Below are 26,445 nucleotides of genomic sequence, written 5' to 3' on the forward strand. Positions count from 1 at the left end.
TGCTGCAACGGCGTCCCCGCAGGAACGCCAGCGCATCACTCAACGACAGTGGTGCGGAAACCGGAGAACTCGACGGTCTGGCCAGCCACGATTTTGCAGCGTTTACGGGTTTCGACCGCACCATCGACCTTCACTTCGCCTTCGGCAATCACGATCTTAGCCTGTGCACCGCTCTGAACCCAGCCTTCCAGCTTCAGCAGGTCACACAGATCGACATGCGGGAATTTTCCCAGTGAAAAACTTGCCATTTAAAAAACCTCTTTATCGTGAAACTCTTCACACGCCTGCAGCGTGTTCTGGATCAGGGTAGCCACCGTCATCGGGCCAACGCCGCCCGGCACCGGGGTAATATAGGATGCACGCTCAGATGCACTGTCGAAATCGACATCGCCCACGACCTTGCCGCTCTCCAGCCGGTTAATGCCGACGTCGATGACGATAGCGCCGGGTTTGATCCAGTCACCCGGAATAAAGCCCGGTTTACCGACCGCCACCACCAGCAGATCGGCATGCTCAACGTGATGGCGCAGATCTTTGGTAAAGCGGTGCGTTACGGTGGTGGTGCAGCCTGCCAGCAGCAGCTCCATACTCATCGGACGACCGACGATATTAGACGCCCCGACCACCACAGCGTTCAGGCCATAGGTGTCAATGTTATAGCGTTCCAGCAGCGTGACAATGCCGCGCGGCGTGCAGGGACGCAGGGTCGGCGCTCGCTGACACAGACGGCCGACGTTATAGGGATGGAATCCATCGACATCTTTGTCTGGCGTGATGCGCTCCAGCACTTTGACGTTATCGATACCAGCGGGTAGCGGGAGCTGGACCAGAATGCCATCGATCTCATCGTCCTGATTGAGCGCATCAATCAGATCCAGCAGCTCAGCTTCGCGGGTCGAGGCGGGCAGATCATAAGAGCGGGAATGGAAACCCACCTCTTCACAGGCGCGGCGTTTGCTGGCCACGTAGATTTGCGAAGCCGGGTTTTCACCTACCAGAACGACAGCCAGGCCTGGTGCACGTTTTCCGGCCGCCAGACGCTGCTTCACTTTTTCCGCAACCTCAACGCGCACCTGCTGCGCAATCGTTTTACCGTCAATAATTTTTGCTGCCATTAGAGAGGAAATCCACTGTGTTGTGTTGAATCGGGGAAGATGGCTATTTTGTCAGAAGCGTGGGCTGCTGTCAGTCACAGTTTCAGCCACGTCTGCGCTTTCCGACTTTTCATCGCGACTAGTAGCTATCTGTATGCGTATGATATCTGCAGGACTATCAGGGGAAGATGTCATGATCTGGATTATGTTTGCTACGCTGGCGGTCGTGTTTGTCGCCGGATTTCAGCTACTGACTGCGGGCTCACGTCACGCCGTTCAGCGGCTCAGCAAACGGCTGCAGCTGCCACCGGTTGAGGTGGAGTCGATGACTGCGATGATGGGCAAAGAGGCGGCGAAAGAATTTACCGACTATCTCAGCCACGATAATGAAACGCATCTGCATAATGGTGCGGCGGTTCTGTTGATCTGGCAGGTGCTGATTGTGGACGGCAGCGAGAAAAACAGTCAGCGCTGGCATGGGATTCTGAGTCGCGCCGGTTTTTCACCGCTTATCAGCCGTCAGCAACTGCTGCTCGCGCTGGGCTTTCTGCGTCAGCTGGAGCCGGACAGCCAGACGCTGCACGCCCTGTGCGAACAGTACAATGCGCGTTTCACACCGCAAGGGGTTGAGCTGGAAGGAGAATCAGCCGCCACCCGTCAGGTTGTATCGCTCAGCGAATGGCGCAGCCGTCATTGACGCGAATTGGTTAATCCCGCAGCACTTCGCTGCCGCGAAACGGCAAAAACGTTGACGTACCCGCTTCCCGACGTATAATCCGTGCCATCTTCATGCGCCCTTAGCTCAGCTGGATAGAGCACCGGCCTTCTAAGCCGTAGGTCACAGGTTCGAATCCTGTAGGGCGTGCCAGATTCCTGTTAAGAGACGCCAACGGGTGTCTTTTTTATGCGGCAAATTCAGTCAGCACCTCATCAGCCATACAAATTCAGCCTGCGTCTATCGCCATAATCCCCCTGAAAATTTTGCGCAGCTTCCTGTTCCGGAGTAATTGAAAGCGAGCCTGATGAGAATCAGGGCTATTTAATTGATACCGGGAAATACCCTTTACCCAGCCTGTAACGCATTTCTTTAAATATCAATAAACTTTTGCAGAGAGACAATAACAGGCTTTCATCTTTTGTTCTCTCTGTAAGGTTCAGGTAACAGGCAAACATATTTTAAATATGTCCGGGATATTACGGTCAGAGAATAGTCTGTCAGGCGATAAAATGTTCAGCAATCCATGCTGTCAGGAAGAGTGCCGGACAGTGGAGATTTTCTTTCAGAAATAAGCGTTAAAGTTTTCTCGCGGCCTGCCGAATATAGTGGGGTTATTAACGCAAATTAATAAGGGAATATTGTGAAGCATCATCTGTTAGCCAGCCTGGTCATTGGCGGCTCTTTAATTTTATCTGCTGCAATTGTTTCAGGCGCGATCCCACTGAAAAACGAAAACGTGCTGCCGGTCGTCGATGGCGGCATAAAGCTGGGTAACGTCTATAGCGAAGACGATCTGGTTTCAGCCAGACTGGTATTCAGTGATGATAATCAGGATCAGGTATTATTCGAAAATGTAGGGCCTCAGGAAGCGAATGCGCGTCTGCAGGAAAAGATGAATGAGCTTGCAAAGCAGGTTAACTTTAATCAGAAGGATGAGGCGAAAAAAATAACAGCAGAGAACTTATCCATTAAGGTTCCCGCAACACTGGTATTTACGTCATCAGTTAAATATCGCTCTGAATATCAACCTTCATTTACGCTGACGCTGACGAAAAAAAATGTGGATGTGCCAGCGAATGCGAAGATGCTGGAAACCCTGAAGTCCGCAACCGCTGATTTTGTTAAGAGTCAAAAAGCGCAGTTTGAATCGTCGCACTTTATAAAGTAACCCAGTTAACCTAAACCCGCCCCGGCGGGTTTTTTATTGTCTGTCGTCAGCGGATCGGTCGGGGTGAAAATCTGCCAGAGTGTTCACCGCAGGATGGGCTGCTTCGGGCGCAGGCGGATAAGTCTTACCTGGCACCGGAACAAGCGGCAAGCGATTTTCCCGACATCTGCCCGAAGCAAATGCAGTGCAGGGGATGTGCTTTAGCCGGCTGGTATAGCAAGAGGGTGAGCCTGACTTGTTGTAAAGATGCGGGTTGGCCATAAAACGACCCTCATCCCTCTGGCTATGAGTAACCCCTGTCTTTCGTGCACAGGCACGCCGCAGTCACGCTTCTGTTACGTTCATACCCCCATACCCGCACGCTGCAGACGTTCACTACCCCAGCTCGGGCAAAATATTTTTATCCCGTCGCCCGCTTTTTCTTTAAACGGGTGCTTTACTAAATCATGGCTCTGTATTTGCGCCTTTTTTCATCTTGTGCCCGGCTTTTTTGCCTGCGGCAGACGACAGATTTAATGATTAATTTTACTGAACTGGCAGGCAGAAAAAGCCAGGTGAATATTGTTGTTAATTCGGTTTTATGGATAATACGCAGCTATATTTACTCAAATTAACAATTTTTACGTTTAGTTTACGCGACAGGGATTGTCTTATGGCTTTGAAAAATACATCAATTCCGCTTTGCTTTTCTCTGCTGGCTGGCGCTTTTATCACCACAAAAGCCATTGCAGCAGACGCGCTGCCTGATGCAGGTGAACAGATCCGGCAGCAGCAACAGCGCCAGCAGGCGCTGGAGCAACAAATAGAGCCGAAAGCGCCCGATGTGCGGCTTTCACCGCCCGCTTCGGGTTTTGGCCGCATCCGGTTTCCTGATGAAAAACCCTGTTTTCCTGTCGCCCGCGTCATGCTGGAAGGGCAGCAGGCACTGCCTCACTGGTTGCCGCTTGACCATATTGCCAGCCAGGCCCAGGGAAAATGTCTGGGCGCGCGCGGCATTAATCTGCTGATGAGTACGCTGCAAAACCGGCTGGTGGATCATGGCTATGTCACCACACGCGTGCTGGCACCGTCACAGGATCTCAACAGTGGCGTGCTGCGTCTGGTGATCCTGCCCGGCTATGTCCGCGAAGCAAAACTGACGCCAGACAGCGATCGCCATCTCTGGCTCTACAGCGCCTTTCCTGCGCACGATGGTAACCTGCTGGATTTGCGGGATATCGAGCAGGGGCTGGAAAACCTGCAGCGGCTTCCTACCGTGGACGCTGATATGTCGATAGTGCCTGGTGAACAGCCGGGAGAGAGCGATATTCAGGTGCGCTGGAAGCAGAAGAAGATGTGGCGTGTCGGTGTCTCGCTTGATGACTCCGGAACCCGCAGCACCGGACGTTATTCCGGTGGGGTGACGCTGTCGCTCGATAATCCTTTTGCGCTGAGCGACCTCTTTTATCTGTCAGCCACACACGACCTGCAGAGCGGAGGCGGTAAAGGCAGCAAAAACCTTACCGGCCACTACTCCGTGCCGTTTGGTTACTGGATGTTCTCTGCGACGGGCAGCGACTATGACTATCACCAGACGGTGGCGGGGATTAATCAGGACTACCGGTACAGCGGTAAAAGTAAAAACCTGGATCTGCAGCTCAGCCGTGTCCTGCATCGCAACGGCTCACAGAAAACCTCTCTGACCTATGATGTCCTGACGCGCGAAACCCATAACTATATCAATGACACCGAAGTTCAGGTGCAGCATCGTCAGACCGCGGCGTGGCGTATCGGCCTGCAACACCGCCACTATATCCGTCAGGCGACGCTGGATGCAGGCATCAGCTATCAGCGGGGGACGCGCTGGTTCGGTGCGCAGCCCGCGCCCGAAGAGTACTTTGGCGAGGCAACGGCGCTGAGCAAAATCGTTCAGCTTAACGCGCAGTTTAATCTGCCATTCAGCCTCGGCGATCAGGATTTTCGATACAACGTTCAGTACCTGCGCCAGATGAGCAGCACGCCGCTCACGCCACAGGAACAATTCTCTATTGGTAACCGCTGGACCGTGCGCGGCTTTGACGGCGAGCGCACCCTTAATGCCAGCCGTGGCTGGTTTGTCCGCAATGACATTGCCTGGCGTACGCCGCTGCCTGCGCAGGAGTTCTACCTTGGCGCGGACTATGGCGAGGTGGGCGGCTCAGGCAGTGAACTGCTGACGGGGCAACATCTGGCAGGCGGTGTCGCCGGGCTGCGCGGACAGGCTTTCAATACCGGCTATGACCTGTTTATCGGCACCCCGCTGTCGAAACCAGAGGGCTTACGCACCAGCAACGTCACGCTTGGCTTCAACCTTAACTGGAGCTACTGAAGATGCGCGCGGGAAAATATGAGATTAAATCTCCCCTGATTCTGGGGGGTGAAGAGAGCGAAGCAGAAGTGCTGGGCGCCGCTGTGTGGCTCTGGATGCACTCGCCGCTGCATCGTGATGCCCCGTTGCATGCACTGCCTGCGCTTCTGCTGCCGATCATCAAAGAGCAGCAATATGTGCTGGTCGCTGAAGCGGATACGCCGGTTTTCTTCTTCAGCTGGGCCTGGCTGAACGAGAAGACCGAAGCGGTCTATCTCACGCAGCCTTCCATCCATTTCCCGCCTGACGCGTGGAACAGTGGCGAGCGCATGTGGTGCTGTGACTGGATTGCGCCGTTTGGCCATACCGTGGCGATGAGTCGCCTTATCCGTCGCGATCTTTTTCCTCATGCCTGCTGGCGGGCGTTAGACCATCGTGGTGAACAGCGCGGCAAGCGCGTATTCAACTTTCATGGCAGTCGTGTCAGTCATGAGGCAGCAAAACAGTGGCGGCAGCAGCATCCGGTTGCCGTGGCGTTACCCCAAATCTGATAAGGACATTAGATGAACAGCAACCTCTATCGCATCATTTTCAACAAAGCCCGCGGCATGCTGATGGTGGTGCCCGATATTGCAAAATCAGGCCGGGCCGGTAGCGCGCGTGCTGCAGGTGTCAGCCGCACGCTCAGCAGGCTGATTGGCCGGGTCGGGGCGTTAAGCTTCAGTCTCTGGCTGGCGATGGGGGTGATACAGCCTGCCAGTGCCGCCATTGTGGCGGACGCGCAGGCACCGGGTGGTCAGCAACCCACGATTGTAAACAGTGCTAACGGGACGCCGCAGATTAATATCCAGACGCCTTCCGCAGGTGGCGTTTCCCGTAATACCTATAGTCAGTTCGATGTCGGTCAGCAGGGAGCGATTCTTAATAACTCCCACAAAAACGTTCAGACTGAACTCGGCGGCATGGTCAGCGGCAACCCCTGGCTCGCCCGGGGTGAAGCCAGAGTCATCCTGAATGAGGTGAACTCACGCGATCCCAGCCGCCTCAACGGTTTTGTTGAAGTTGCGGGTCAGAAAGCTCAGGTCGTCATTGCCAACCCATCCGGTATTACCTGCAACGGCTGCGGATTTATTAATGCTAATCGCGGCACGCTGACCACCGGTCAGGCGCAGCTGAACAATGGCAACCTGACCGGCTTTAACGTCGAGCGTGGTGAAGTGGTGGTTGAGGGCGCGGGTATGGACAGCTCACGCCAGGACTACACCGACATTATTGCCCGCTCGGTGAAGGTTAACGCCAGCGTCTGGGCGAATGATCTCAGGGTTACCACCGGGCGAAACCAGGTCGATGCCGCACACCAGCAGGTCACGAAGCAGGGCGACGATCCCGCCACACAACCGCAGATGGCGCTTGATGTGTCCAGTCTGGGGGGAATGTACGCCGGTAAAATCCGTCTGATCGGCACTGAGACGGGCGTCGGCGTGCGCAGTGCGGGCAATATCGGCGCGCAGGCGGGATCGGTGGTCATCACTGCGGATGGCCGTATTGAGAACAGCGGCGCGATTCAGAGCCGTGATGATGTGCAGATCGCCACATCTGGCGGCGTCAGCAACAGCGGCACGATGTTTGCTGGCGGCAATGCGTCGGTAACCCGTGCGGCAGAGGTGCAGAACAGTGGCTCTGTTGCCGCACGCAACAACGTTACGCTGCAGGCTGGCAGCCTCAGCAGTACGTCTTCAGGCATTCTCGCGGCTGGTATTCAGGATGATGGCAGACCGGGAGAGTCAGGTGACCTGACCCTGACGACAACGGGCCAGTTAACTGCACAGGGGCAAAACGTGGCAGGCGGGAGCCTGACCGCAAGCGGACAGAGTATTGATCTCAGCAGCAGCCGTACTCAGGGGAAAAACCTGACGCTCGACGCCCGCGAAGGCGATATCGTGACGCGCAGCGGCACGCTGGTCGCGCAGCAGCAGCTCAGTGCCCGCACCGGCAAAATGCTGAACAACGATGGCGGCACGCTGTCCGCCAGTCAGCTCAATCTGCAGGCCCATGATCTCTCCAGTCAGCAGGGCCAGATACGCCAGACCGGCAGTGACGATCTCACGCTCAGTTTAGCGGGCAGCCTGAATAATCAGGGCGGCCATATCGCGACGAACAGCGACAACCTGACGCTCAACGCGGCTGTGCTCGATAACCAGTCGGGTGACATCACCCATGCCGGTCGTAACACGCTGGCGATCACGACCGGCGATCTGCGCGGCAACGCGGGTTCACTGCGCTCAAATGGTCAGCTCACGCTGCGTGGTGGCAATATTGATCTTGATAGCGGCACCACCTCGGCACAGCAGATTGATATTGATGCGGAGCGTTTATCGAATCGGCAGGGCTCGCTTGTTCAGGGGGGCAGCGGCGAAATGCGCCTGCACAGCCGCGATCTTTTCGATAATGAGAAGGGCTATCTGGCTACCCGTGGCGATATGGTGCTGGAAGCGTCCGGGCTGAATAACCTGCAGGGGCAGCTCTCTGGCCGCGATCTTACGCTGTCACTGAACCAGGGGGCGCTGGCTAATCAGGAGGGTGTGATTGCCGCTTCCGGCGTACTGCGCAGTGACAGCGGCGCGCTGAATAACGATGGCGGGCTGCTGCAGGCCGGGAGCGATCTGCAACTCGACACGCACGGCGAGCGCATCAGCAATCAGCTCAGCGGCGACACCGGTGGCATTCTCAGTTCAGGAACGCTGACAGTGCGCAGCGGCGGATTTGATAACCGCCAGGGCATGCTGGCGAGTGGTGGCGACGCCGGGCTGACGACGCAGGCTTTCGATAACCAGGACGGCCAGCTGATCGGTAAACAGCGCCTGCAAATCACCACGCTCGGCGCGCTGAATAACGACAGAGGGCGGATAGCATCGGGTGGGGATGCCAGCATCACTACGGGCGACTACGCGCTCATTAATCGTGACAGCGGCAGCGACGGCGGCATCAGCAGCCTGGGTACGCTGGCGCTGGATACGGGCAGGCTTGACAACCAGCAGGGCTTTATCGCCAGTGGCGGCGATTTCAGCCTGCGGGGCACACAGCTGAACAATCAGCAGGGCACGCTGGCTTCACAAGCCGCGCTCTCTGCCGAAGCAGAGGGGGTCAGCAACCTCAGTGGCGCGATTCAGACAGGCCAGGGGTTAACGATGAATGTGGCGCAGCAGCTGGACAATCAGCACGGCGTCATTGAGGCGGGTAAAACGCAGCGCATCACGGCGGCTGCGCTGCTGAACAACCACGGCAGACTGATCAGTGGCGGCTCGGGGCGGCTGGATGTCGGCACACTGGATAACCGGAACGGCCAGCTGACGGCGCAGCAGGCGCTGACGCTGCGCGGCGATGCAGTGGATAACCGTGACGGCGGCCTTATTCAGAGCGGTGCGCAGCTTGATATCGGCGTTGAGACGCTGCTTAATCAGAACAGCGGCGAGAAAGGCGGACTGACCAGCCAGGGGGATATGCTTATCCGCGCCGGACACGCAGACAATACGCAGGGTCTGACGCTGAGTGGAAAAGCCTTGCAACTGGCGGTGGGCAGCCTGAATAATGCCGCTGGCACGCTGGTGGCACAGAATCAGCTCAGTCTCGACACGCAATCCGCACTTAATAACCGGGCAGGTCTGCTGCAGGGCGGTAGCGTGCTTATCGACAGCCACGGTCAGAAAATCGATAACCAGCGTGGCACCCTCTACAGCCTCGGCAGTTTCAATCTGCAAAGCGGTGATATCGACAATCAGACTGGAACCGTGGGCGCGAAAGGCGATCTCTCGCTGCAAAGTGCCGGCGTGGATAACCGCAGCGGCGGACGCCTCGTCAGCGAGCAGACGACTTCGCTGGAAACAACGCACCTGGACAACCGTGGCGGAGAGATCCAGAGCATCGGCGATCTGCTGGTGACAGCGCAGAGCATGATTGACAATGCGGGCGGCCTTATCCGCAGCGGCGCGAATGCCGTGCTGAACGCACTGCAGCTGAATAATCAGGACACCCGGAATAACCAGCAGGGTATTGAAGCGGCCAGTCTGCAGATTAACAGCGACGACGTGTTCAATCAGCGCGGCGCATTACTGGCAGACCGGCAACTGACCATCAACAGCCGTGGAGTGATCAATAACCAGCAGGGGATGATCTCGGCGGGAGAAGATCTGCTGCTGCAGAGTCACCCCCAGGCACCCTTCAGTCGCCTGCGCAGTTTCAGCGTAGCGCAGCCTCAGGGCGATAGTCTGACGCTGGAAAATAGCGCGGGCCTCCTGAAAGCGGGTCGATCGCTGACGATCCGCGCCGATCGCGCAGCGGGTGACGGGCAGATCCTCTCCCTGGGTGACATCACACTGGTCAGTCAGCAGAGCCTGAATAACAGCGGTGAAATGATTGCCAACGGTAATTTCAATTTCACGACCGCAGGCGACGTCAACAACAGCGGTAAACTGCTGGCAGGCAGTAAGCTCGATCTGCGCGCCAGTAATCTGCTGAACGGTGCCACCGGCGAAATCAATGCCGGACAGGACTGGCTGAACCTCAGCGGAGAGCTGACCAACTATGGCCTCATTGACGGTAAGCAGACGCTGCTGAAAGCCGCGACCCTGACGAATATCGGCACCGGCCGGATCTATGGCGACAGCGTTGGCGTGCAGGCCGGTACCTTCAACAACCTGGCGGAAAATGGCACTGCGGCCACGCTGGCAGGTCGTGAACGGGTAGATATCGGTGTGCAGACGCTGAATAATCGCGACCACGGCCTGATCTACAGCGCAGGCGATATGGCGCTGGGCGGCAGCCTGGATGCCGACGGCATTGCGACCGGCAGCGCGGGCATCCTCAACAACCACAGTTCTGCCATCGAGTCAGCGGGCAACATGCAGATGGCTGCCGGTGAGATCAATAACGTTAACGACCATTTCAGCACCGCGCTGGTGACTGTCTCTACGGAGGCGATCACCGAGTATCAGCACTCGGGCGACACCGTTCGCTGGAAAGCCGGTGAGCCCGGTGTCTTTGTCGATAACAACTCCGCCGACTCCCTGCTTAACCTCAACACGCCAGGCAATACCGGCAGCAATAACGACAACTTCTATCAGTATGACTACACCCATACGGTGCAGGAGACGCAGATTACCGAAAGCGATCCGGCGAAGATTATCGCGGGTGGCGATATGACGATAAATGCTGACCGCGTGCTGAACGACAAAAGTCAGATTGTCGCGGGCAACACGCTGACGATAAATGCGGGTGAACTTAATAACGCCGATGTGGCGGGTCAGCATATCACCAGCGACGTCGGTAAGGTTATACATTACAAACGCATCCGCAACAAAGGCAGCGACGATCAGGGTGACAACGAATCGGACTACACGCCGCCGGATGTCATTGCGACGATTGCGCTGAAGCCCGGACAGCTTGTCGACCATGGTGAACTGAGTGGCAATCCCATTTCCCTTGCCCCACAGAGCACAGCGGGAACTGATGCCACAATTGGCCGCGTGGGCGGCGTGGATGCGCATATCACAGGCAGTAACCTGATACCCGCGATGCAGAATCCAGGCAGTCGTTCACTGCCTGACATTGCCGCTGTACTCAAACCGGGCCAGCGTTTTGAAGTCCCCAGCAGTCAGGGGGAGAGCGCGAGTGTGGTTCGCATCGTCGGGCCGGACACGCGCCTGCCGGACAACAGCCTGTTCAGAACGAATCCGTCGCCGGGTGGCAAATATCTGATAGAAACCGATCCGCGCTTCACGCAGGAGAAGCAGTGGCTGAGCAGCGACTATATGCAGGACGCCCTGACGCAGAACAGCGATTATGTGCTGAAGCGCCTTGGCGACGGCTATTATGAGCAGCGCCTGATCCGGGAGCAGGTCATTAACCTGACGGGCCAGCGTTATCTCGACGGTTTCAGCAACGACGAAGATCAGTACAAGGCGCTGATGAACAACGCTATCGCCTTCAGCCAGCAGTATCATCTGACGCCTGGTCTGGCGCTGACGCCAGAGCAGATGGCGCTGCTGACAAAAGATATTGTCTGGCTGGTCAACGCGCAGGTCAGACTGCCGGATGGCTCCAGTCAGACGGTGCTGGTGCCGCAGGTTTATGCGCGGGTTCAGCCGGGCGATGTCGACGGCAGCGGTGCGCTGATTGCGGGCCGTAACCTCAATCTGAATCTGGGTGGTGGCCTGTTCAACAGCGGCACGCTGGCCGGGCGCGAAGTCGTGAAACTCAGCGCCGACAACATCACCAACCTGACCGGCACCATCAAAGGCGCCAGTGTCGATCTTAACGCCCGCACGGATATCAACAACACTGGCGGCGTGATCCAGGCAACCGACTCGCTACTGGCTCGCGCCGGACGGGATATCAATGCCATCAGCACGACCCGCAGCGTCAGTCGCCAGAATGGTGAGAGCCAGTTCTCGCGCACTAACGTGGATAGCGTAGCGGGCTTGTACGTGCAGGGCGACGACGGCAGGCTGATATTGCAGGCCGGACGCGATATCACTCTGACAGCGGCGCAGGTGGTGAACAGTGGCGAGAACAGCCAGACGGTATTGCATGCGGGCCGCGACCTCAGCCTCAACACCGTCACCACGGCCAGCCGCGACGATCTCGTCTGGGATGGCGATAACAGCCTGAAGCAGGGTAATACCCAGGAGGTTGGCAGCGACGTGGTGGGCAAAGGCGACGTCTTACTGCTGGCTGGCAACGATCTTAACGCACGCGCGGCTACGCTGTCGGCAGATGTCGCCCTGGCGCTGACCGCCGGCCATGACGTCACACTGACCAGTGGCGAAAACACCCAGGATCTGGACGAGCGGCAAAAGACGACGGGCAGCAGCGGCTGGCTGTCGAAGAGCACCACGACCACGCGCGATCAGATTGCGCGGCAGACCACGCAGGGAAGCTCACTGAGCGGCGACAGCGTCACGGTGGCAGCAGGCAACGACCTGCGTGTGCAGGGCAGCCAGATAGCCGGGACGAATGATGTCGTCCTGCAGGCCGGTAACGATCTCAGCATCACGGGCGCCACCGAGCGCAACAGCGAACTGCATCTGTCGCAGGAGAAAAAGAGCGGGCTGTCCGGTACCGGCGGCATCGGTTTCAGTTACGGCACGCAGAGCCTGAAAACCACCGACACCACACAGACACTGACGAACCAGGGCAGCACCGTGGGCAGCGTGAACGGCAACGTGTCGCTGACGGCGGGCAACCGGCTGGATATCAGTGGCTCCGATCTCGTTGCCGGTAAAAACCTGGCCCTGGACGGTCGCGAGGTCAGCATCACCGCGGCAGAGAACCAGAGCAGCCAGACGCACAAAGTGGAGCAGAAAACTTCCGGGCTGACGCTGGCGCTCTCCGGCACGGTGGGCAGTGCGCTGAATACGGCAACGCAGACGGTACAGGAGGCGAAATCCGCCGACAGCGGTCGGCTGGCGGCGCTGCAGGGCACCAAAGCGGCGCTCAATGGCGTGCAGGCGACTCAGGCCGCGCGCCTCTCGGCGGCGCAGGGCGACAGCCCTGATAACAACAACACCATCGGCGTCAGCCTTTCTTACGGCAGCCAGTCCTCCACCTCCACGCAGCGCAGCGAACAGCGCACCGCGCAGGGCAGCAGCCTGACGGCGGGCGACAACCTGAGCGTGGTGGCACGTGGCAGCGGCGTGAAAGGAGAGGACGGTGATCTGACGGTGCAGGGCAGCCAGCTGCAGGCGGGTAAAGACCTGCTGCTGTCGGCGAACCGGGACCTGAACCTGCTGTCGGCCACCAATACCTCGTCGCTGGAGGGCAAAAACGAGAGCCACGGCGGTACGGTCGGCGTGGGCATCGGCGCGGGTCAGGGGGGCTGGGGCATCAGCGTGTCCGCCAGCGTCAATAAGGCGAAAGGCAGCGAGCAGGGCAGCGGCGTCACCCATACGGAAACGCAGGTGAGCGCGGGCCGTCAGGTGACAATGGTCAGCGGGCGCGACACCACGCTCCGGGGCGCGCAGGTCAGCGGCGAGCAGGTGAAGGCGGACGTTGCGCGCAACCTGACGCTGGCGAGCGAGCAGGACAGCGACCGGTACGACTCGAAGCAGCAGAGCGCCAGCGCGGGCGGCAGCTTCACATTCGGCTCGATGACCGGGTCGGCAAACGTGAATCTGAGCCGGGACAAAATGCACAGCACCTGGCAGAGCGTGGAAGAGCAGACCGGAATTTTTGCCGGCAAAGGGGGCTTTGACGTCAGCGTGGGCGAACACACGCAGCTGGACGGGGCGGTCATCGGCTCGACCGCGACGGCGGACAGGAACCGGCTGGAAACCGGCACGCTGGGCTGGAATGACATGGAAAACCACGCGGACTATAAAGTGGAGCACCAGAGCGCGGGGATGAGCACCGGGGGCAGCATCGGCGGCCAGTTTGCGGGGAACATGGCGAACGGTCTGCTGACGGGGGCGAACCGCAGCGGCAGCGACAGCTCGGTGACGAAGGCGGCGGTAAGCGAGGGCGCGCTGGTTATCCGCAACCCGGACAGGCAGGCGCAGGACGTGAGCGGGCTGAGCCGCGACGCGGCGCACGCGAACCAGACGCTGTCGCCGATATTCGACAAAGAGAAGGAGCAGAACCGGCTGCAGGAAGCGCAGCTGATAGGTGAGATAGGGAACCAGGCGGCGGATATCGCGCGGACGGAGGGGCAGATAGCGGCGACGAAAGCCGGTAAGGAAGAGCTGGCCCGGAAAGGCGTTAAAGAGCCGGGTAAAGGCGCGCCGGAGGAAGAGTGGGCCGCCTACAACAAAGCGCTGGCCGCGACCGGCAGCTACAGAGCCGCACAGCAGCAGTGGGGCACCGGCAGCGATATCCAGCGGGGTATTCAGGCCGCCACGGCGGCGATTCAGGGTCTGGCGGGGGGCAACCTGGCGCAGGCGGCGAGCGGGGCGGCGGCACCGTACCTGGCGGGGGTCATCCACAGCATGACCACCACGAAGGATGCGAACGGTAAAGACGTGGTGAACGTGCAGGCGAACCTGATGGCGCACGCGGTGGTGGGGGCGGTGACGGCCTACGCGGCGGGCAACAGTGCGGTAGCGGGCGCGTCGGGCGCGGCGATGGGCGAGTACATCGCGCAGCAGATGTATCCGGGCGTTGACCGTAACGACCTGAGTGAAGAGCAGCGCCAGACGATAAGCGCACTGGGCACGCTGGCGGCGGGGCTTGCGGGCGGCGTGACGGGCGACAGCACGGCGGGCGCGGTGGCGGGCGCGCAGGCTGGCAGGAATGCGGTGGAGAATAACTATCTGAGCAACCAGCAGAAGGCTCAGAAGAAGAAGGAGCTTGAAGAGTGCCAGACTCAAGCCTGCAAAGTGCAGGCTGAGGCGAAGTGGACGGCGATAGATTTAGGGCAGGATGGGAGCTTTGCAGCCGGGATGGTTGCCGGGGTTCCAGCAGGTCTGTATGACACGATCGACGGTATCGTGAAAACGGCAAGCAGCCCGATGGAGACATATGAGGCGCTGAAATCGCTGTTCAACAGTGGTGATGTGCTGGGTAATGTGTCGGATGCGGTGAAACAGTCGTATATAGACCGCATCAACAACATGGAAGCGGAATACCAGAAGGCCGGAGCCAGTGGCTCGTTCAATGCTGGTGTTGAAGGCGGAAAACTGGTTACGGATATAGCGGGTCTGCTTGCCGGTGGTACGGGTGTGGTAAAAGTGACCGCAGGCGTAACGGAGAAGATCGTTGCCAAGGTAGCAGGTAAGGTAGCCGGTAAAGCTGAATCGGCGGCGGCTGGGTTTATAGGTAATGAAGCCCATAACGCAGCAAGCTACGCTGGATTAAAATTGGACTTACAGACTACTCAAGCAGCAAATGATGTTGTGGATAGCTTGCGGACTACCGGAACATTACCATCGAATTATGTAGATAAGGCCCAAGCTGTTGCTAATGGCTGGAAACCTGGGAAAGCATTGAATAATACAAACCCCGGTGGGCAATTAGGCGGTGATATCTTCGAAAATTCAAATAACCTGTTACCGTCTTCGCCAGGAAGAGTATGGCGCGAGGCTGATATAGGATTGAATAATACGATGTCGAGAAGCAATCAGCCGGGAACAAGGTTGTTATATTCGAGTGATGGGTTGTTGTATATCACTACTGATCACTATGAAACAGCAACATCAATAGGTAAATGGAAGTGAGTAAACGCGAAATTATTTTAGATGGTTTAAACATATATACCGAGTCTGATGTTCATGGTGTTCTATCGGAGAAACTAGATTTTGGTCCCTATTATGGAAGAAATCTTAATGCGCTCTGGGATCGATTAAGCAATGACGTCGAGCGGCCAGTAACGCTGGTATGGACGAACTCAGATACAACCCGACAGCGCTTAGGAGATACGTTTAATCGAATAGTGGAAGTGTTAGAGAGGGTAAGAAAGCAGGATATCGAATTAAACTTCGATGATAAGTTCGATTATATCTTGAAATGATACCGATCCCGGCTCCGCGCCGGGATCGTCGTTTTTACCGGTCAGATCCTAATCTCCGCCTCAATCACCAGCCGCCCGCGCTCGACGGTGACGGTAACCGGCTGGCCGGTGTTAAAGCCGAGATCTTCCAGCCAGCGGCCTTTAATGATCAGCTGCGGCAGCGGGTTAGGCTGGCCTTTATTAGGCCGGTACTCACGTTGTAATAATGCGCCTGCGATTTACCGGCGGCGGATATCGCGCGGACGGAGGGGCAGATAGCGGCGACGAAAGCCGGTAAGGAAGAGCTGGCCCGGAAAGGCGTTAAAGAGCCGGGTAAAGGCGCGCCGGAGGAAGAGTGGGCCGCCTACAACAAAGCGCTGGCCGCGACCGGCAGCTACAGAGCCGCACAGCAGCAGTGGGGCACCGGCAGCGATATCCAGCGGGGTATTCAGGCCGCCACGGCGGCGATTCAGGGTCTGGCGGGGGGCAACCTGGCGCAGGCGGCGAGCGGGGCGGCGGCACCGTACCTGGCGGGGGTCATCCACAGCATGACCACCACGAAGGATGCGAACGGTAAAGACGTGGTGAACGTGCAGGCGAACCTGATGGCGCACGCGGTGGTGGGGGCGGTGACGGCCTACGCGGCGGGCAACAGTGCGGTAGCGGGCGCGTCGGGCGCGGCGATGGGCGAGTACATCGCGCAGCAGATGTATCCGGGCGTTGACCGTAACGACCTGAGTGAAGAGCAGCGCCAGACGATAAGCGCGCTGGGCACGCTGGCGGCGGGCCTTGCAGACGGTGTGACCGGCGACAGCACGGCGGGCGCGGTGGCGGGCGCGCAGGCTGGCAGGAATGCGGTTGAGAATAACTCGCTGTCTGGCCTTGACGGGTTCGGCACTGGCTTCTGGAACAATGTTCAGGCTCAGGGGTCACTGATAAATAATACCAACCTAATAGATGAAAAAGGCAAAGTGCTAAACCCGGCAACGACAGAAGAAATTAAGTATGCCTCTGATAAGCTGGTGACAGGGCAATTACCTGATGGCCAGAATGCGGCAACCGGCTTGTTAACAGCTTGGGGGGCTGGAGCGACCACTGTTGTCGCGCCTGTTCTTTTGCCAACTACAGCAACAGCAGGAAGTGTCATCGGTGCAAGCGCTATCGGTGGTGCGGCTAATGTGTTTAATCAGCTAAATAGTGGAGAACCGTTCAGTGCTACTGATGCACTTATTGCCACAGGTATCAGCGGAGTAACTCAGGGTAAAGGGTTCTGGTTTACGGAAGCAGTAAGTATTACTGGAGCGTATGTGGGAGCTAGCTTGCAGGGAAAAGATGTCGCAGCGCCGATGATCGGAGCAGGTTTGGGAACTCTCGGTGGCGCAACTATAGGTAAAGGAGTGGAGAAGGTGCAGTCCACTATCCCTCAGTTTACGATACCTAAAATAACAGGGGCAGTCGCTGAATCTGCCGGTTCTGAATACCTTGGCAGTTCTGCACAAAGTTTGGCGGAAAAATTTCAAAAAAAATTGGAGAAAAATAATGCCAAATAAAAAATTGAAGCTTTTGGTATTGTTGGTGGTTTTATGGATTATTGGGCTTTCTGTATTTCTTATTGGCGGTAAATTACTTATCTCATTAGCATCCTATTTTTTAGTGGGTGATTTTGATTTTGACAGAAGTGATTTGATAAAAGGTGCTGAAATATCAATTGGCTGTGGGATTATTATCGGCGTGGGTCAGACTCTCATGTCTAAAGAAAAATCAGACTGATTATATCCGGGCGTTGACCGTAACGACCTGAGTGAAGAGCAGCGCCAGACGATAAGCGCGCTGGGCACGCTGGCGGCGGGCCTTGCAGACGGTGTGACCGGCGACAGCACGGCGGGCGCGGTGGCGGGCGCGCAGGCTGGCAGGAATGCGGTTGAGAATAACTCTCTCGCCGATATCGTACAGGCACAGTCTGAAGGTAAAACGCTGGAGCAGAAGGCCGGTGAGTACGTTGAGGCCGAAAACGAACGCTATAAGAAGGCCAACTGCGGCGGCATAAGCGCAGAAGCCTGCTCGGTGAAGATGTACAACGAGCGGCGTGAAGCGCTGAAAGATATGGCGTCAGCGGGTGCAGAGTTTGGCAGCGACTTTATACCTGTTTATGGCGACATCAAGAGCTTTGCGGAAGCGCAGTCGGCTCTTGATTATCTTGCGGCTGCAATCGGTATCATCCCCGGCGCAGGTGATGCGGCAGGAAAGGTCATCAAGGCCGCAGAAACGGTGCTGAAGAAAGGGGATGTGGCTGAAGCGTCGAAGCTGATAAATGAAGGCAGCCAGCAGATCTCAGCGAAAGCTAAAGATGTTCAAGTTTGGTCGGAAACTAAGAAAAAAGAACCTATCTCAAATGCTTATGGTCACTGGGATAAACATAAAAATGAATTCCCTGAGTATCATAATTCCAAAGAATACGTAGAAGCAGCTCACAGTTTTGTTAACAATCCACCTCCAGGAACCCTTACAAGGATTCGGAGTAATGGTGAAACGGTGTATTACAATCCTTCTACTAATACTTTTGCTGTGAAAAGAGTCGATGGAGTCTCTAGGACAATGTTTAAACCAGACCCTGCCGATCATGGGGTCAAAACAAACTTGGATTATTTTAATGCACAATAATAAAGAGCTATATGCTTGCAGAGTCTGTAGAGCCATTCAGACTGATCTACCTTGGGGTGATACAGGTCAGGATGCGAGCTTTAATATATGCGATTGCTGTGGCGTTGAATTTGGTTATGAAGATGCCACCCTATTGGGCCTGAAACGTTATAGAGATAAGTGGTTATCTGACGGAGCTAAATGGAATAATCCGAAATATAGGCCAGAAAACTGGTCCCTGGACGAACAGCTTAAAAATATTCCGATAGAATATCGTTAACAAACAATCCCGGCCTTACGCCGGGATTGTTTGTTACCAGGCAGTTACTTCTTGTCAGCCAGTCGGATGATCAGTTGCCCCGCCTCCAGGATCACTTCGATCTTCTGCCCGGTCTCAAACCCAAACGCTGTCATCCAGTGCCCTTTCAGGGTGATGGACGGTGACGGCAGGTGCTTGATGTGATCCCGGATATACTCCTGTAGCGCCGGGCTTTGGTTAAGACGTGTTGCTAAGAATAACTGGCTGAGCCTTCAGAAAGCCGACAAAAAGAAACAGCTGGAGACGAAGCACGATTACCTGAAACAGAAGTTAACACCGGCTGAAGTGAAAGAACTGGCGACGATTAATCAGACAGATAAAGCGCGTGATGAAGCGATAAAAGCGGTCTGTACGGATGGTAATAAAGGTGGTTAGGCCTGTGGTGCGTTAATTGTTCCGGCGCAGGAAGCATTGAAGAAATACGGTGAAAATGCCACCTAATCATTATTGTACAAAGATTTATACCCACAGGATGTGAAAAATCTGGAAGGTGCTTTGCAGGGACTGGATGCAGGCAGCATCAGCCGCGACCAGGCCATCACAGCAATAGCAAAGGCTTCCGGTGTAAGCTGGGAAACAGCAGCAGGCCGTTATGATACGGCAATACAGACTCAGGAACTGGTTGCTGCTCTGGCTGGTGCATATGGGCTGAAGAGTGTAATTAAGGAACCGACAAAAGAGACTTCAGCTAAACAACAATCTCAGCCTTCAACGGGAAGAACGGTAGAGCCGAATAGAATTGCTGCTGATGAGGAAGCTTCAGGATGGTCACAGTACGATAAATACCGTAATGAAAGTGGAGACTGGAACTGGCCTGCAAAATTAGGTTTTGCCGAAGAACCAGTTAAAACAACGCTTCCTGTAGGCACTCGTTTGGATAGGTATGGAGAACCAAGTGGGTCTTTTCTGGCACCTAAGGGAACGCCTTATGAACAGCGCGCTCTTGCACCCGGAGCTGGCGCAGAGAAATACTATGAATATGAGGTCATTAAGCCTTTGCCAGTCATACAAGGAAAAATAGCCCCTGCTTTTGGTGAAGCTGGAGGAGGCGTTCAGATTCTGCCTAATATGCAAGAGCGTGTGAATGTTGAGTGGCTTCTTAAAAATGAATATATCCGTGAGGTTCACTAATATGCTAAGTATTGAAGAGTTGCAAAAAAAAGTTGATGAACTGGTTTTTAAAGCAGGTCTGCCAAGGCTTTCAGTTAATCTTTGTACAACTCCTGCTGGTGATGGAACTCCTTACATTTCATTTGAAAATGAAATGTATAATTACGTTTTTTCCGAAAGAGGATATGAGTTCTCCAGAAAAATTACAGATTCTACAGATGAGCTCCTTTATTGGATTATGTCAGGGCTTGCTTATAAGATTGCATTTCAATATGAATTAGAAAATCGTATTTCGGGTGAAGATGGAAGGCGTATTGCTTTTCCAAAGTATATTGAACTAATGACGAAAATGAATTTGTCATGGAAATCAAAAGCAGGAGATGAAATTGAAAAAACTCTTGCTGCCAATCCCTACGACGATAGCCTCTACTTATAATTTAACTCAATAAATCCCGGCTATTGAGCCGGGATGGTTTGTCTGCCTATTACACCTCAGCCAGCCTGATGATTAACGGTCCCGGCCCGGTGACCACTTCGATCTTCTGCCAGTTCGAAAAAACCAGCGTTTCCGCCAGCGTCAGTAAGGCGAAGGGCAGCGAGCAGGACAGCGACCGGTACGACTCGAAGCAGCAGCGCGCCAGCGCGGGCGGCAGTTTCACGTTCGGCCCGATGACCGGGTCGGCAAGCATGAACCTGAGCCGGAACAGGATGTAGAGCATCAGCGCCAGTGAAGTGAAAAGCAACTGGCAGGCTGGCAAACCGGCTCATAATTCTGCACACAGGTGCTATGATATTCACCCTGCTTCGGCCAGCCCGGCACAGAGCGTACAAACAGGGAATGACGCATCATGGAAAGTAAAAATCTGGTTGATATTGCGGAAGCATTTCCGCAGCTGCTCATCGATCTGAAATATGCTACCGCTGACAACATAACGGGTCGGCCGATCTATTACGACCCGCGCTGTCTGCTACACACTGATGCGGCTAACGCGCTGGCGAAAAGTATCAGCATTGCAAAGGTGGCTGGCTACAGGTTGCTGGTCCTGGACGCTTACCGGCTACCGTCCGCCCAGGCCGTTCTCTGGGAAGCCTGTCCGGACCCGGCCTATGTCGTGCCACTGTCACGTGGATCAAACCACAGCCGGGGCACGGCAATCGACGTGACGCTGATTGACGAGTATGGCGCGATCGTGGATATGGGAACCGGATTCGATGAGATGAGTGATCACTCTCACCCTTATCATCCTGCCGTCGCGGTTCAGGCACAGCACAACCGGCTGATGCTCAACGCTATTATGCTGGGAGGCGGCTTTACCGGCATTACAACAGAATGGTGGCATTTTGAATTGCCCGGCGCAGAAAGCTATCCGCTGATCGATGGTGTTTTTGGCTGCTATTCCTCACCGCAGGCGGAAAATATCAGCACCTGAATGTCGGACGAATCGCAGTTATTCGCTGTCAGAAACCGTTCAGGATGCACTGATTAATAAAAGGGAATTTAAGCGATGTCAGGCGGGTTAACGCGGAAAATAAATGCGGGAAAAGAGAAATAAGCCGTGGCAGAAGCCACGGCTATCAGATCAGGCAGACTGCCACTCGCTCTCAATATCCGCTTTGGCTTTAGAGAGGATGACTTTGTTGTCGTCTACTTCTTTAACCCAGCTGAATGGAATAATGTGGTGTTTGCCGCCCGCTTCAGGATCGCTTTTTGCCAGTTTAATTTTGTCGTCGCCTTCGAAATGGTCAACAATCCCGACATGTTCGCCATTCACATCTACAACCTGTGCGTGATCTAAAATCTCTGATTTATCTACCATGGTGACTTAATCCTTATATTTGATGAATGCTGTATTTCTCAGACAGAACAAGTCTGGTTGTTAAATGCGGTTTTCGCTAGGTGGTTAACAAAATGAAATATTTGTGTGGTCCGGATCTAATCGTCTCAGGCTTATTTCTTTCAGCATGAACAGTGAAAAGTCAGCAACGCCTGAAACAGAGATTCATCTCACCGACATCACACTCTGCTACAAGAGGCTGCGCTGTCAGGCTCACCTGCGTCAGCAGAGTGATGTCATGCCTTCTGCACAATTAACGCTATGATCATCAGGTCAGTTGTTGCGCGGCAGTGCTGTCTGACTCTGCGCCGGGCTGACTCATTTAACGGAGAGTGACTAATGACGGTCAGTTCAATCATTTCTGAAGGGGGTGTCTGGATTAATCAGCCACCCGTTCACAGTCTGGATGGTGATGTCCTGCAGTTTGAAACGGCGCTGAACAGCGATTTCTGGCAGCGTACCTGGTACGGTTTTGAGCGGCACAGCGGCCACGCCTTTGGCTTTTGGGTCGAAAGCGATTTTACCGTGCAGGTACAGGTGAACGCGGATTTCAGCCAGCTCTACGATCAGGCAGGTCTGTTTATTCAGGACGATGAGACGCACTGGGTAAAAGCGGGCATTGAGTTTAACGATGAGCAGCCTGCCATCGGCTGTGTCGTGACACGCCACGACTCCGACTGGTCTACTGGCGTGTTTCCCGGCGATGCCCGCCAGTTCTGGCTGCGCGCAACGCTGATCAATGCGGCACTGAGAATTCAGTACTCTACGGATGGCGTGACCTGGCCACTGCTACGGCTCTGTTCATGGCCAGGCCGGGTGCGACGTTTTGTCGGCGTGATGGGCTGTTCGCCTGAGCGCGAGGGACTGGCGATTCGCTTCAGCGATTTCACGCTGGGCCCGCCGCTCGGCAAAGCGTTACACGACCTGTCATAACGCTGGCCGCTGATCGCCAATCTGGCAGCAAATGCTTACGGTTTTTCTCCGGTTCCTGGCCCCCGATTGGCTAAGCTCCATAGAGTCACAGAACGGGAATGCAGATGATGATCGTAAGCAGCAGGGTATATCGTCCGGGATGCGCGGGCGAAGAGGTCGGGGTCGACGATATCAGCGAAGTGATCAAAGAGCCGGAGGGGTTTGTCTGGCTCGGACTATGGCAACCCGACGCTGAGTTTATGGCGAAGATAAAAGAGGAGTTCGGCCTGCATGAACTGGCGGTTGAGGACGCGCTGAATGCCCATCAGCGACCCAAAATCGAACAATATGGCGAGTCTCTGTTTATTGTGGTTAAGACGGTGTGTGCCAGAGATGACAACTGTGCGCTGGGCGAAACTCATTTCTTTGTCGGAAAAAACTTTCTGATCACTATCCGTCACGGCGCCTCTGAAAGTTATACGCCGGTGCGGAAACAGGCCGCTGAAAATCCGGCGCTGCTGAAATATGGTCCCGCCTGGCCGCTCTACTGTCTGCTCGATTTTATCGTTGATCGTTATGCCGAGCTTTCCACCTCGCTGAATGAGCGCGTCGGACAGATGGAGAATGAGCTCTTTACCAGCGAATTTGACCGCCAGTCGGTGCAGCAGGTCTACACCATGCGCCGTCATCTGCTGACGCTGCGCAATGCTGCGCAGCCGCTGGAGGAGATCTGTAATCAGCTGATCCACCTGCATGAAGATCTGATCCCGCGGCCGCTGCGCGCCTATATCCGTGACGTGCAGGATCACGCCCGTCATGTGGTGACGGACGCTGAGGATATGCGTGAGATGCTGACCAGCGCCATGCAGGTCAATCTGGCACTGGTGACGGTGCAGCAGAATGAGGTGGTAAAAAAGCTGGCGGGCTGGGGCGCTATTCTGGTGATCCCGACCGTCGTATTCAGTATGTACGGCATGAACTTTGAGCACATGCCGGAACTGAAGTCGCTGTATGGCTATCCGCTGGCGGTAGGACTAACGCTGGTAGCCTGTGGCGGACTCTGGGCCAGGCTGCGTCGCGCCGGCTGGCTGTAGGCGAATCACTATCGTCACCGCGAGGCTGAATTTATTTCCGCCTCGTTTAATCATCTTTTGCTTATTTAAGCGCAGCGGTTTGTGGCGGCAAAAATAATTATTTATCTGCCTGTTCAGAGTGTAATAATTAAAAATCATTCGGACGGGGGGGTATTCTGGCTTTCGCTTCGCTGGCCCTTTGATTATTTATTCACTACGATAATCTGATTGCCTTATTCAGAATAATTATCGCGGCGAATCAATCAGGATGCTGAAACTCTGCACGTGCATCAGACCTCTCTTTTCTGTGATTAGCGATCGTCGGATGGCTGACGGCTACGTCTCTGACAAAGGCAGATGCGCAGCCTGGATCGCTGCGTTTGCGGGGAACGCTCATGATGAATGACAGCGACTGGGTCTTACTACTCGCCCGTGCACAGTTTGCCGTGACTATGGGTATGCATATTACGCTGGCGGCGTTGACGCTGGGCCTTGCGCCATTTCTGGTCTGGTTTGAAGCACGCTGGCTCTGGGGAAAGCAGAAAGCGGCACGGGAGGCACTTCACTTCTGGCTGACGATCTTTTCTCTGACGGTGGCGATTGGCGCGGCCTCCGGTGTGGTGATGGAGTTTCAGTTTGGCACACACTGGGCGCGCTTTTCACATCAGACAGGCGGTGTGATTGGCCCCCTGATGTTTTATGAAGTGCTGATCGCTTTCTTTCTGGAGTCAGCCCTGACGGGAGTCATGCTGTTTGGCTTCAATAAGATCCGGCCAGGCGTTCATTTTGCTGTGACCTGTCTGGTGGCGATTGGTGCGCTGCTTAGCGCGTTCTGGATTCTGGCTGCCAATTCCTGGATGCAGACGCCAGTGGGTTTCCTTCGTAACCCGCAGGGGGTGTTTCTGGTCGAAAACTGGTGGTCAGTTTTACACTCTCCCTCCTTTCCTTGGCGTTTCAATCACATGGTCATGGGCTCGCTGATTGCGGTGGCGGTCATGATGATGGGCGTGGCGGCCTGGCGCCTTCGCCATTTTAGCGGCGAGCCCGCTTCGCGGCTGATGCTCAATAGCGCACTGACTTTTCTGCTGGTCGCCATGCCATTGCAGATCCTGCTTGGCGATCTGCATGGTGAAAACACCCGTGATTATCAGCCTGCTAAACTGGCTGCGATAGAAGGGAGCTGGCTTCCCCCTGCCCGCGGTGACGGGGAGCCGCTGCGCCTGTTTGCGATACCGGATCAGCAGGCGCGGCGTAACCATCTGGAAGTCAGCCTGCCGGACGTGGGTTCACTTTATCTGCGTCATAATCTTTCCGGTCATATCCGCAGCCTGAACGACTTTACGGCAGATGCCATTCCGCCCGTGCTACCGGTTTTTTTCGCCTTTCGCCTGATGGTGGGGCTGGGATTGCTCCTGTTTTTCACCTCCGTCGTGGCCAATTTTCAGCGCTGGCGTGGACGACTGGCGGTGTCATGGCGCTTGCTGCAGTGGCTGACCTGGCTTGCACCTGCGGGCTTTATCGCGCTGCTGTCTGGCTGGGTTGTTACCGAAGTCGGACGTCAGCCATGGACGGTTTATGGCCTGTTACGCACAGCGCAGAGCGTATCACCGCTGCCGCTCAGTACCACGCTCGCTATTTTTGTGGCTGTCCTGCTGATTTACCTTCTGGTTTTCGCGCTCGGTTTGCACTATCTGTTACGCCGGGTTAAAGGTGAATTGCCCTCGGGAAACCCGGTGGTGATTCAGCTGAAAACACCGCATTAGGAATCTGCGATGACCGATCTCTCTGCGTTAGTTATCTCTTTCTCGCTGCTCCTCTATCTGCTTCTGGATGGAACCGATCTGGGGGTGGGAATGCTGTTCTGCTGGTTTCACGATGAGGCACAGCGTGAACTGATGACGCACAGCATCCTGCCCGTCTGGGATGCCAATGAGACCTGGCTGGTGCTGGCGGCAGGGGGGCTACTGGCGCTGTTTCCCCCGGTCTATGCGCTGCTGTTCAGCCAACTGAGTGTGCCGATTTTCGCCATGCTGCTGGCGCTGCTGGTGCGGGCGATGGCACTGGAGTATCGCGCCCAGAGTTCAGCCCGGCTGCGTCCCTGGCTGGATCGCATCATGGTCTGTAGCTCGGCGCTGGCAACCTTTATTCAGGGCTGGTGCGGCGGAATGGTGATCGGCGCACAGCCGCAGAGTGGTCTGCCGGATGGGCTGAGTATGGTTCCGCTAATCAGTGGTGTGGGCCTGCTGGCCATCAATTTACTGCTGGCCTGCTGCTGGATTGGCTGGCGGATTGGCGACAGGATACAGCCGCTGGCGGCAGCACAGAGCTGGCTATGGTGGCTGCTGGCGCTGATCATCTTTCTGGCTGAATGCTATCTCAACGCAGATATCTGGCGGCAAAGCTGGCAGCGGCTACCCGGTCAGGTGGTAATTATAACGATCGTGATGCTCTGGATCGCGTTGCCTGTTGCCCTGTGGCGAGCCCGGCCGCTTATCCAGCTTATCCTCACGCTACTGCTGATTGGCACGGTGTTTACCGGATTGCTGTGTGGTCTCTATCCGTGGCTGGTTCCTCACCATTTCACCCTGAGTGACAGCGCGTCACCGCCGATGACCCAGGGTTTTGTCCTGGTGGGGGCCGTAATTGCCATGCCGCTGACGCTGCTTTATCACAGCTGGTCGTTCTGGATTGAGCGCCGGAAAACATAGTGCCCATGCGCACGGCGTCAGGCCGCGCGTCATCGCAGCAATTGCCCTGACCGGAGAGATCATAT

General features: G+C 55.8%; 24 protein-coding genes and 1 tRNA gene. 18 read left to right on the plus strand and 7 right to left on the minus strand.

Features of this window, described 5'->3' with window-relative positions:
- Window positions 1-35: 35 nt before the first annotated feature.
- Both ybcJ and folD read right to left on the minus strand, forming a co-directional pair.
- On the minus strand, window positions 36-248 hold the full coding sequence (gene ybcJ / locus RT657_RS11065) for a ribosome-associated protein YbcJ (protein ID WP_128084145.1): 213 nt from the start codon (window positions 246-248) through the stop codon (window positions 36-38).
- Window positions 249-1,115 carry a bifunctional methylenetetrahydrofolate dehydrogenase/methenyltetrahydrofolate cyclohydrolase FolD gene (gene folD / locus RT657_RS11070; RefSeq protein ID WP_313654506.1) on the minus strand — a complete coding sequence of 289 codons (867 nt, stop codon included), beginning with the start codon at window positions 1,113-1,115 and terminating at the stop codon, window positions 249-251.
- A gap of 172 nt (window positions 1,116-1,287) precedes the next feature.
- On the opposite strand from folD, the gene RT657_RS11075 reads away from it, so the two are divergent.
- From RT657_RS11075 to RT657_RS11105, 7 genes are all read left to right on the plus strand, one after another.
- The gene (locus RT657_RS11075) at window positions 1,288-1,791 is read left to right on the plus strand and encodes a DUF1198 family protein (RefSeq protein WP_313654508.1); all 504 of its coding nucleotides are present in this window, start codon (window positions 1,288-1,290) and stop codon (window positions 1,789-1,791) included.
- A 94-nt stretch (window positions 1,792-1,885) separates the two neighbouring features.
- Window positions 1,886-1,962, plus strand: a tRNA-Arg gene (locus RT657_RS11080).
- 490 nt (window positions 1,963-2,452) lie between these two features.
- Window positions 2,453-2,980, plus strand: coding sequence for a hypothetical protein (locus tag RT657_RS11085; protein WP_313654509.1), 528 nt, complete (start codon window positions 2,453-2,455; stop codon window positions 2,978-2,980).
- Between the two features lie 652 nt (window positions 2,981-3,632).
- The gene (locus RT657_RS11090) at window positions 3,633-5,327 is read left to right on the plus strand and encodes a ShlB/FhaC/HecB family hemolysin secretion/activation protein (protein WP_313654510.1); all 1,695 of its coding nucleotides are present in this window, start codon (window positions 3,633-3,635) and stop codon (window positions 5,325-5,327) included.
- A gap of 2 nt (window positions 5,328-5,329) precedes the next feature.
- On the plus strand, window positions 5,330-5,857 hold the full coding sequence (locus RT657_RS11095) for a toxin-activating lysine-acyltransferase (RefSeq protein ID WP_313654511.1): 528 nt from the start codon (window positions 5,330-5,332) through the stop codon (window positions 5,855-5,857).
- A gap of 12 nt (window positions 5,858-5,869) precedes the next feature.
- The gene (locus RT657_RS11100) at window positions 5,870-15,511 is read left to right on the plus strand and encodes a hemagglutinin repeat-containing protein (RefSeq protein WP_313654513.1); all 9,642 of its coding nucleotides are present in this window, start codon (window positions 5,870-5,872) and stop codon (window positions 15,509-15,511) included.
- The gene (locus RT657_RS11105; protein ID WP_038904231.1) at window positions 15,502-15,804 is read left to right on the plus strand and encodes a barstar family protein; all 303 of its coding nucleotides are present in this window, start codon (window positions 15,502-15,504) and stop codon (window positions 15,802-15,804) included. The genes RT657_RS11100 and RT657_RS11105 overlap by 10 nt, the downstream gene beginning before the upstream one ends.
- 41 nt (window positions 15,805-15,845) lie before the next feature.
- Here the strand turns inward: RT657_RS11105 and RT657_RS11110 are convergent, their stop codons facing one another.
- Window positions 15,846-16,022, minus strand: coding sequence for a SymE family type I addiction module toxin (locus RT657_RS11110; protein WP_313654651.1), 177 nt, complete (start codon window positions 16,020-16,022; stop codon window positions 15,846-15,848).
- Window positions 16,023-16,328 (minus strand): hypothetical protein, encoded by a 306-nt coding sequence (locus RT657_RS11115; protein WP_313654518.1) that lies wholly within the window; start codon window positions 16,326-16,328, stop codon window positions 16,023-16,025.
- A gap of 3 nt (window positions 16,329-16,331) precedes the next feature.
- On the opposite strand from RT657_RS11115, the gene RT657_RS11120 reads away from it, so the two are divergent.
- The 3 genes from RT657_RS11120 (at window position 16,332) to RT657_RS11130 (ending at window position 18,444) form a co-directional block, all read left to right on the plus strand.
- A complete protein-coding gene (locus tag RT657_RS11120) occupies window positions 16,332-17,333 on the plus strand; it encodes a VENN motif pre-toxin domain-containing protein (RefSeq protein ID WP_313654520.1) in 1,002 nt (333 codons plus the stop codon).
- A complete protein-coding gene (locus RT657_RS11125) occupies window positions 17,323-17,553 on the plus strand; it encodes a hypothetical protein (RefSeq protein WP_313654522.1) in 231 nt (76 codons plus the stop codon). The genes RT657_RS11120 and RT657_RS11125 overlap by 11 nt, the downstream gene beginning before the upstream one ends.
- Window positions 17,554-17,622: 69 nt before the next feature.
- The gene (locus RT657_RS11130) at window positions 17,623-18,444 is read left to right on the plus strand and encodes a VENN motif pre-toxin domain-containing protein (protein ID WP_313654653.1); all 822 of its coding nucleotides are present in this window, start codon (window positions 17,623-17,625) and stop codon (window positions 18,442-18,444) included.
- A gap of 303 nt (window positions 18,445-18,747) precedes the next feature.
- Here RT657_RS11130 and RT657_RS19585 read toward each other — a convergent pair whose 3' ends face one another.
- Window positions 18,748-18,894 carry a SymE family type I addiction module toxin gene (locus RT657_RS19585; protein ID WP_409520992.1) on the minus strand — a complete coding sequence of 49 codons (147 nt, stop codon included), beginning with the start codon at window positions 18,892-18,894 and terminating at the stop codon, window positions 18,748-18,750.
- Between the two features lie 85 nt (window positions 18,895-18,979).
- On the opposite strand from RT657_RS19585, the gene RT657_RS19590 reads away from it, so the two are divergent.
- From RT657_RS19590 to RT657_RS11145, 3 genes are all read left to right on the plus strand, one after another.
- Complete coding sequence (locus RT657_RS19590; protein ID WP_409520993.1) at window positions 18,980-19,117, plus strand: DUF6862 domain-containing protein; 138 nt, start codon at window positions 18,980-18,982, stop codon at window positions 19,115-19,117.
- Window positions 19,118-19,189: 72 nt separating this feature from the next.
- Window positions 19,190-19,873: a TNT domain-containing protein gene (locus tag RT657_RS11140; protein ID WP_313654526.1), complete on the plus strand. Its 684-nt coding sequence runs from the start codon at window positions 19,190-19,192 to the stop codon at window positions 19,871-19,873.
- A 1-nt stretch (window position 19,874) separates the two neighbouring features.
- Window positions 19,875-20,288: an Imm63 family immunity protein gene (locus tag RT657_RS11145; RefSeq protein WP_313654528.1), complete on the plus strand. Its 414-nt coding sequence runs from the start codon at window positions 19,875-19,877 to the stop codon at window positions 20,286-20,288.
- 49 nt (window positions 20,289-20,337) lie between these two features.
- On the opposite strand, the gene RT657_RS11150 is transcribed toward RT657_RS11145, so the two are convergent.
- A complete protein-coding gene (locus RT657_RS11150; protein WP_313654529.1) occupies window positions 20,338-20,571 on the minus strand; it encodes a hypothetical protein in 234 nt (77 codons plus the stop codon).
- Between the two features lie 129 nt (window positions 20,572-20,700).
- Here RT657_RS11150 and ddpX point away from each other — a divergent pair, with 129 nt between their 5' ends.
- Entirely contained in the window at window positions 20,701-21,282 is a 582-nt protein-coding gene (gene ddpX, locus RT657_RS11155) for a D-alanyl-D-alanine dipeptidase (RefSeq protein ID WP_313654530.1), read from the plus strand.
- Between the two features lie 150 nt (window positions 21,283-21,432).
- Here the strand turns inward: ddpX and RT657_RS11160 are convergent, their stop codons facing one another.
- Window positions 21,433-21,669: a DUF2171 domain-containing protein gene (locus RT657_RS11160; RefSeq protein ID WP_313654532.1), complete on the minus strand. Its 237-nt coding sequence runs from the start codon at window positions 21,667-21,669 to the stop codon at window positions 21,433-21,435.
- Between the two features lie 357 nt (window positions 21,670-22,026).
- Between RT657_RS11160 and RT657_RS11165 the strand changes: the two genes are divergently transcribed.
- The 4 genes from RT657_RS11165 (at window position 22,027) to RT657_RS11180 (ending at window position 26,380) form a co-directional block, all read left to right on the plus strand.
- Window positions 22,027-22,620, plus strand: a complete 594-nt coding sequence (locus tag RT657_RS11165) for a DUF1349 domain-containing protein (RefSeq protein ID WP_313654533.1) — start codon at window positions 22,027-22,029, stop codon at window positions 22,618-22,620.
- Between the two features lie 107 nt (window positions 22,621-22,727).
- Window positions 22,728-23,693, plus strand: a complete 966-nt coding sequence (locus RT657_RS11170) for a magnesium and cobalt transport protein CorA (protein WP_313654654.1) — start codon at window positions 22,728-22,730, stop codon at window positions 23,691-23,693.
- A 374-nt stretch (window positions 23,694-24,067) separates the two neighbouring features.
- Window positions 24,068-25,435 (plus strand): cytochrome ubiquinol oxidase subunit I, encoded by a 1,368-nt coding sequence (locus tag RT657_RS11175; RefSeq protein ID WP_313654534.1) that lies wholly within the window; start codon window positions 24,068-24,070, stop codon window positions 25,433-25,435.
- A gap of 9 nt (window positions 25,436-25,444) precedes the next feature.
- Window positions 25,445-26,380 (plus strand): cytochrome d ubiquinol oxidase subunit II, encoded by a 936-nt coding sequence (locus tag RT657_RS11180; protein WP_313654535.1) that lies wholly within the window; start codon window positions 25,445-25,447, stop codon window positions 26,378-26,380.
- Window positions 26,381-26,445: the final 65 nt, after the last annotated feature.

Origin of the sequence: Pantoea sp. (assembly GCF_032114055.1) — a bacterium.
GTDB lineage: Bacteria > Pseudomonadota > Gammaproteobacteria > Enterobacterales > Enterobacteriaceae > Pantoea.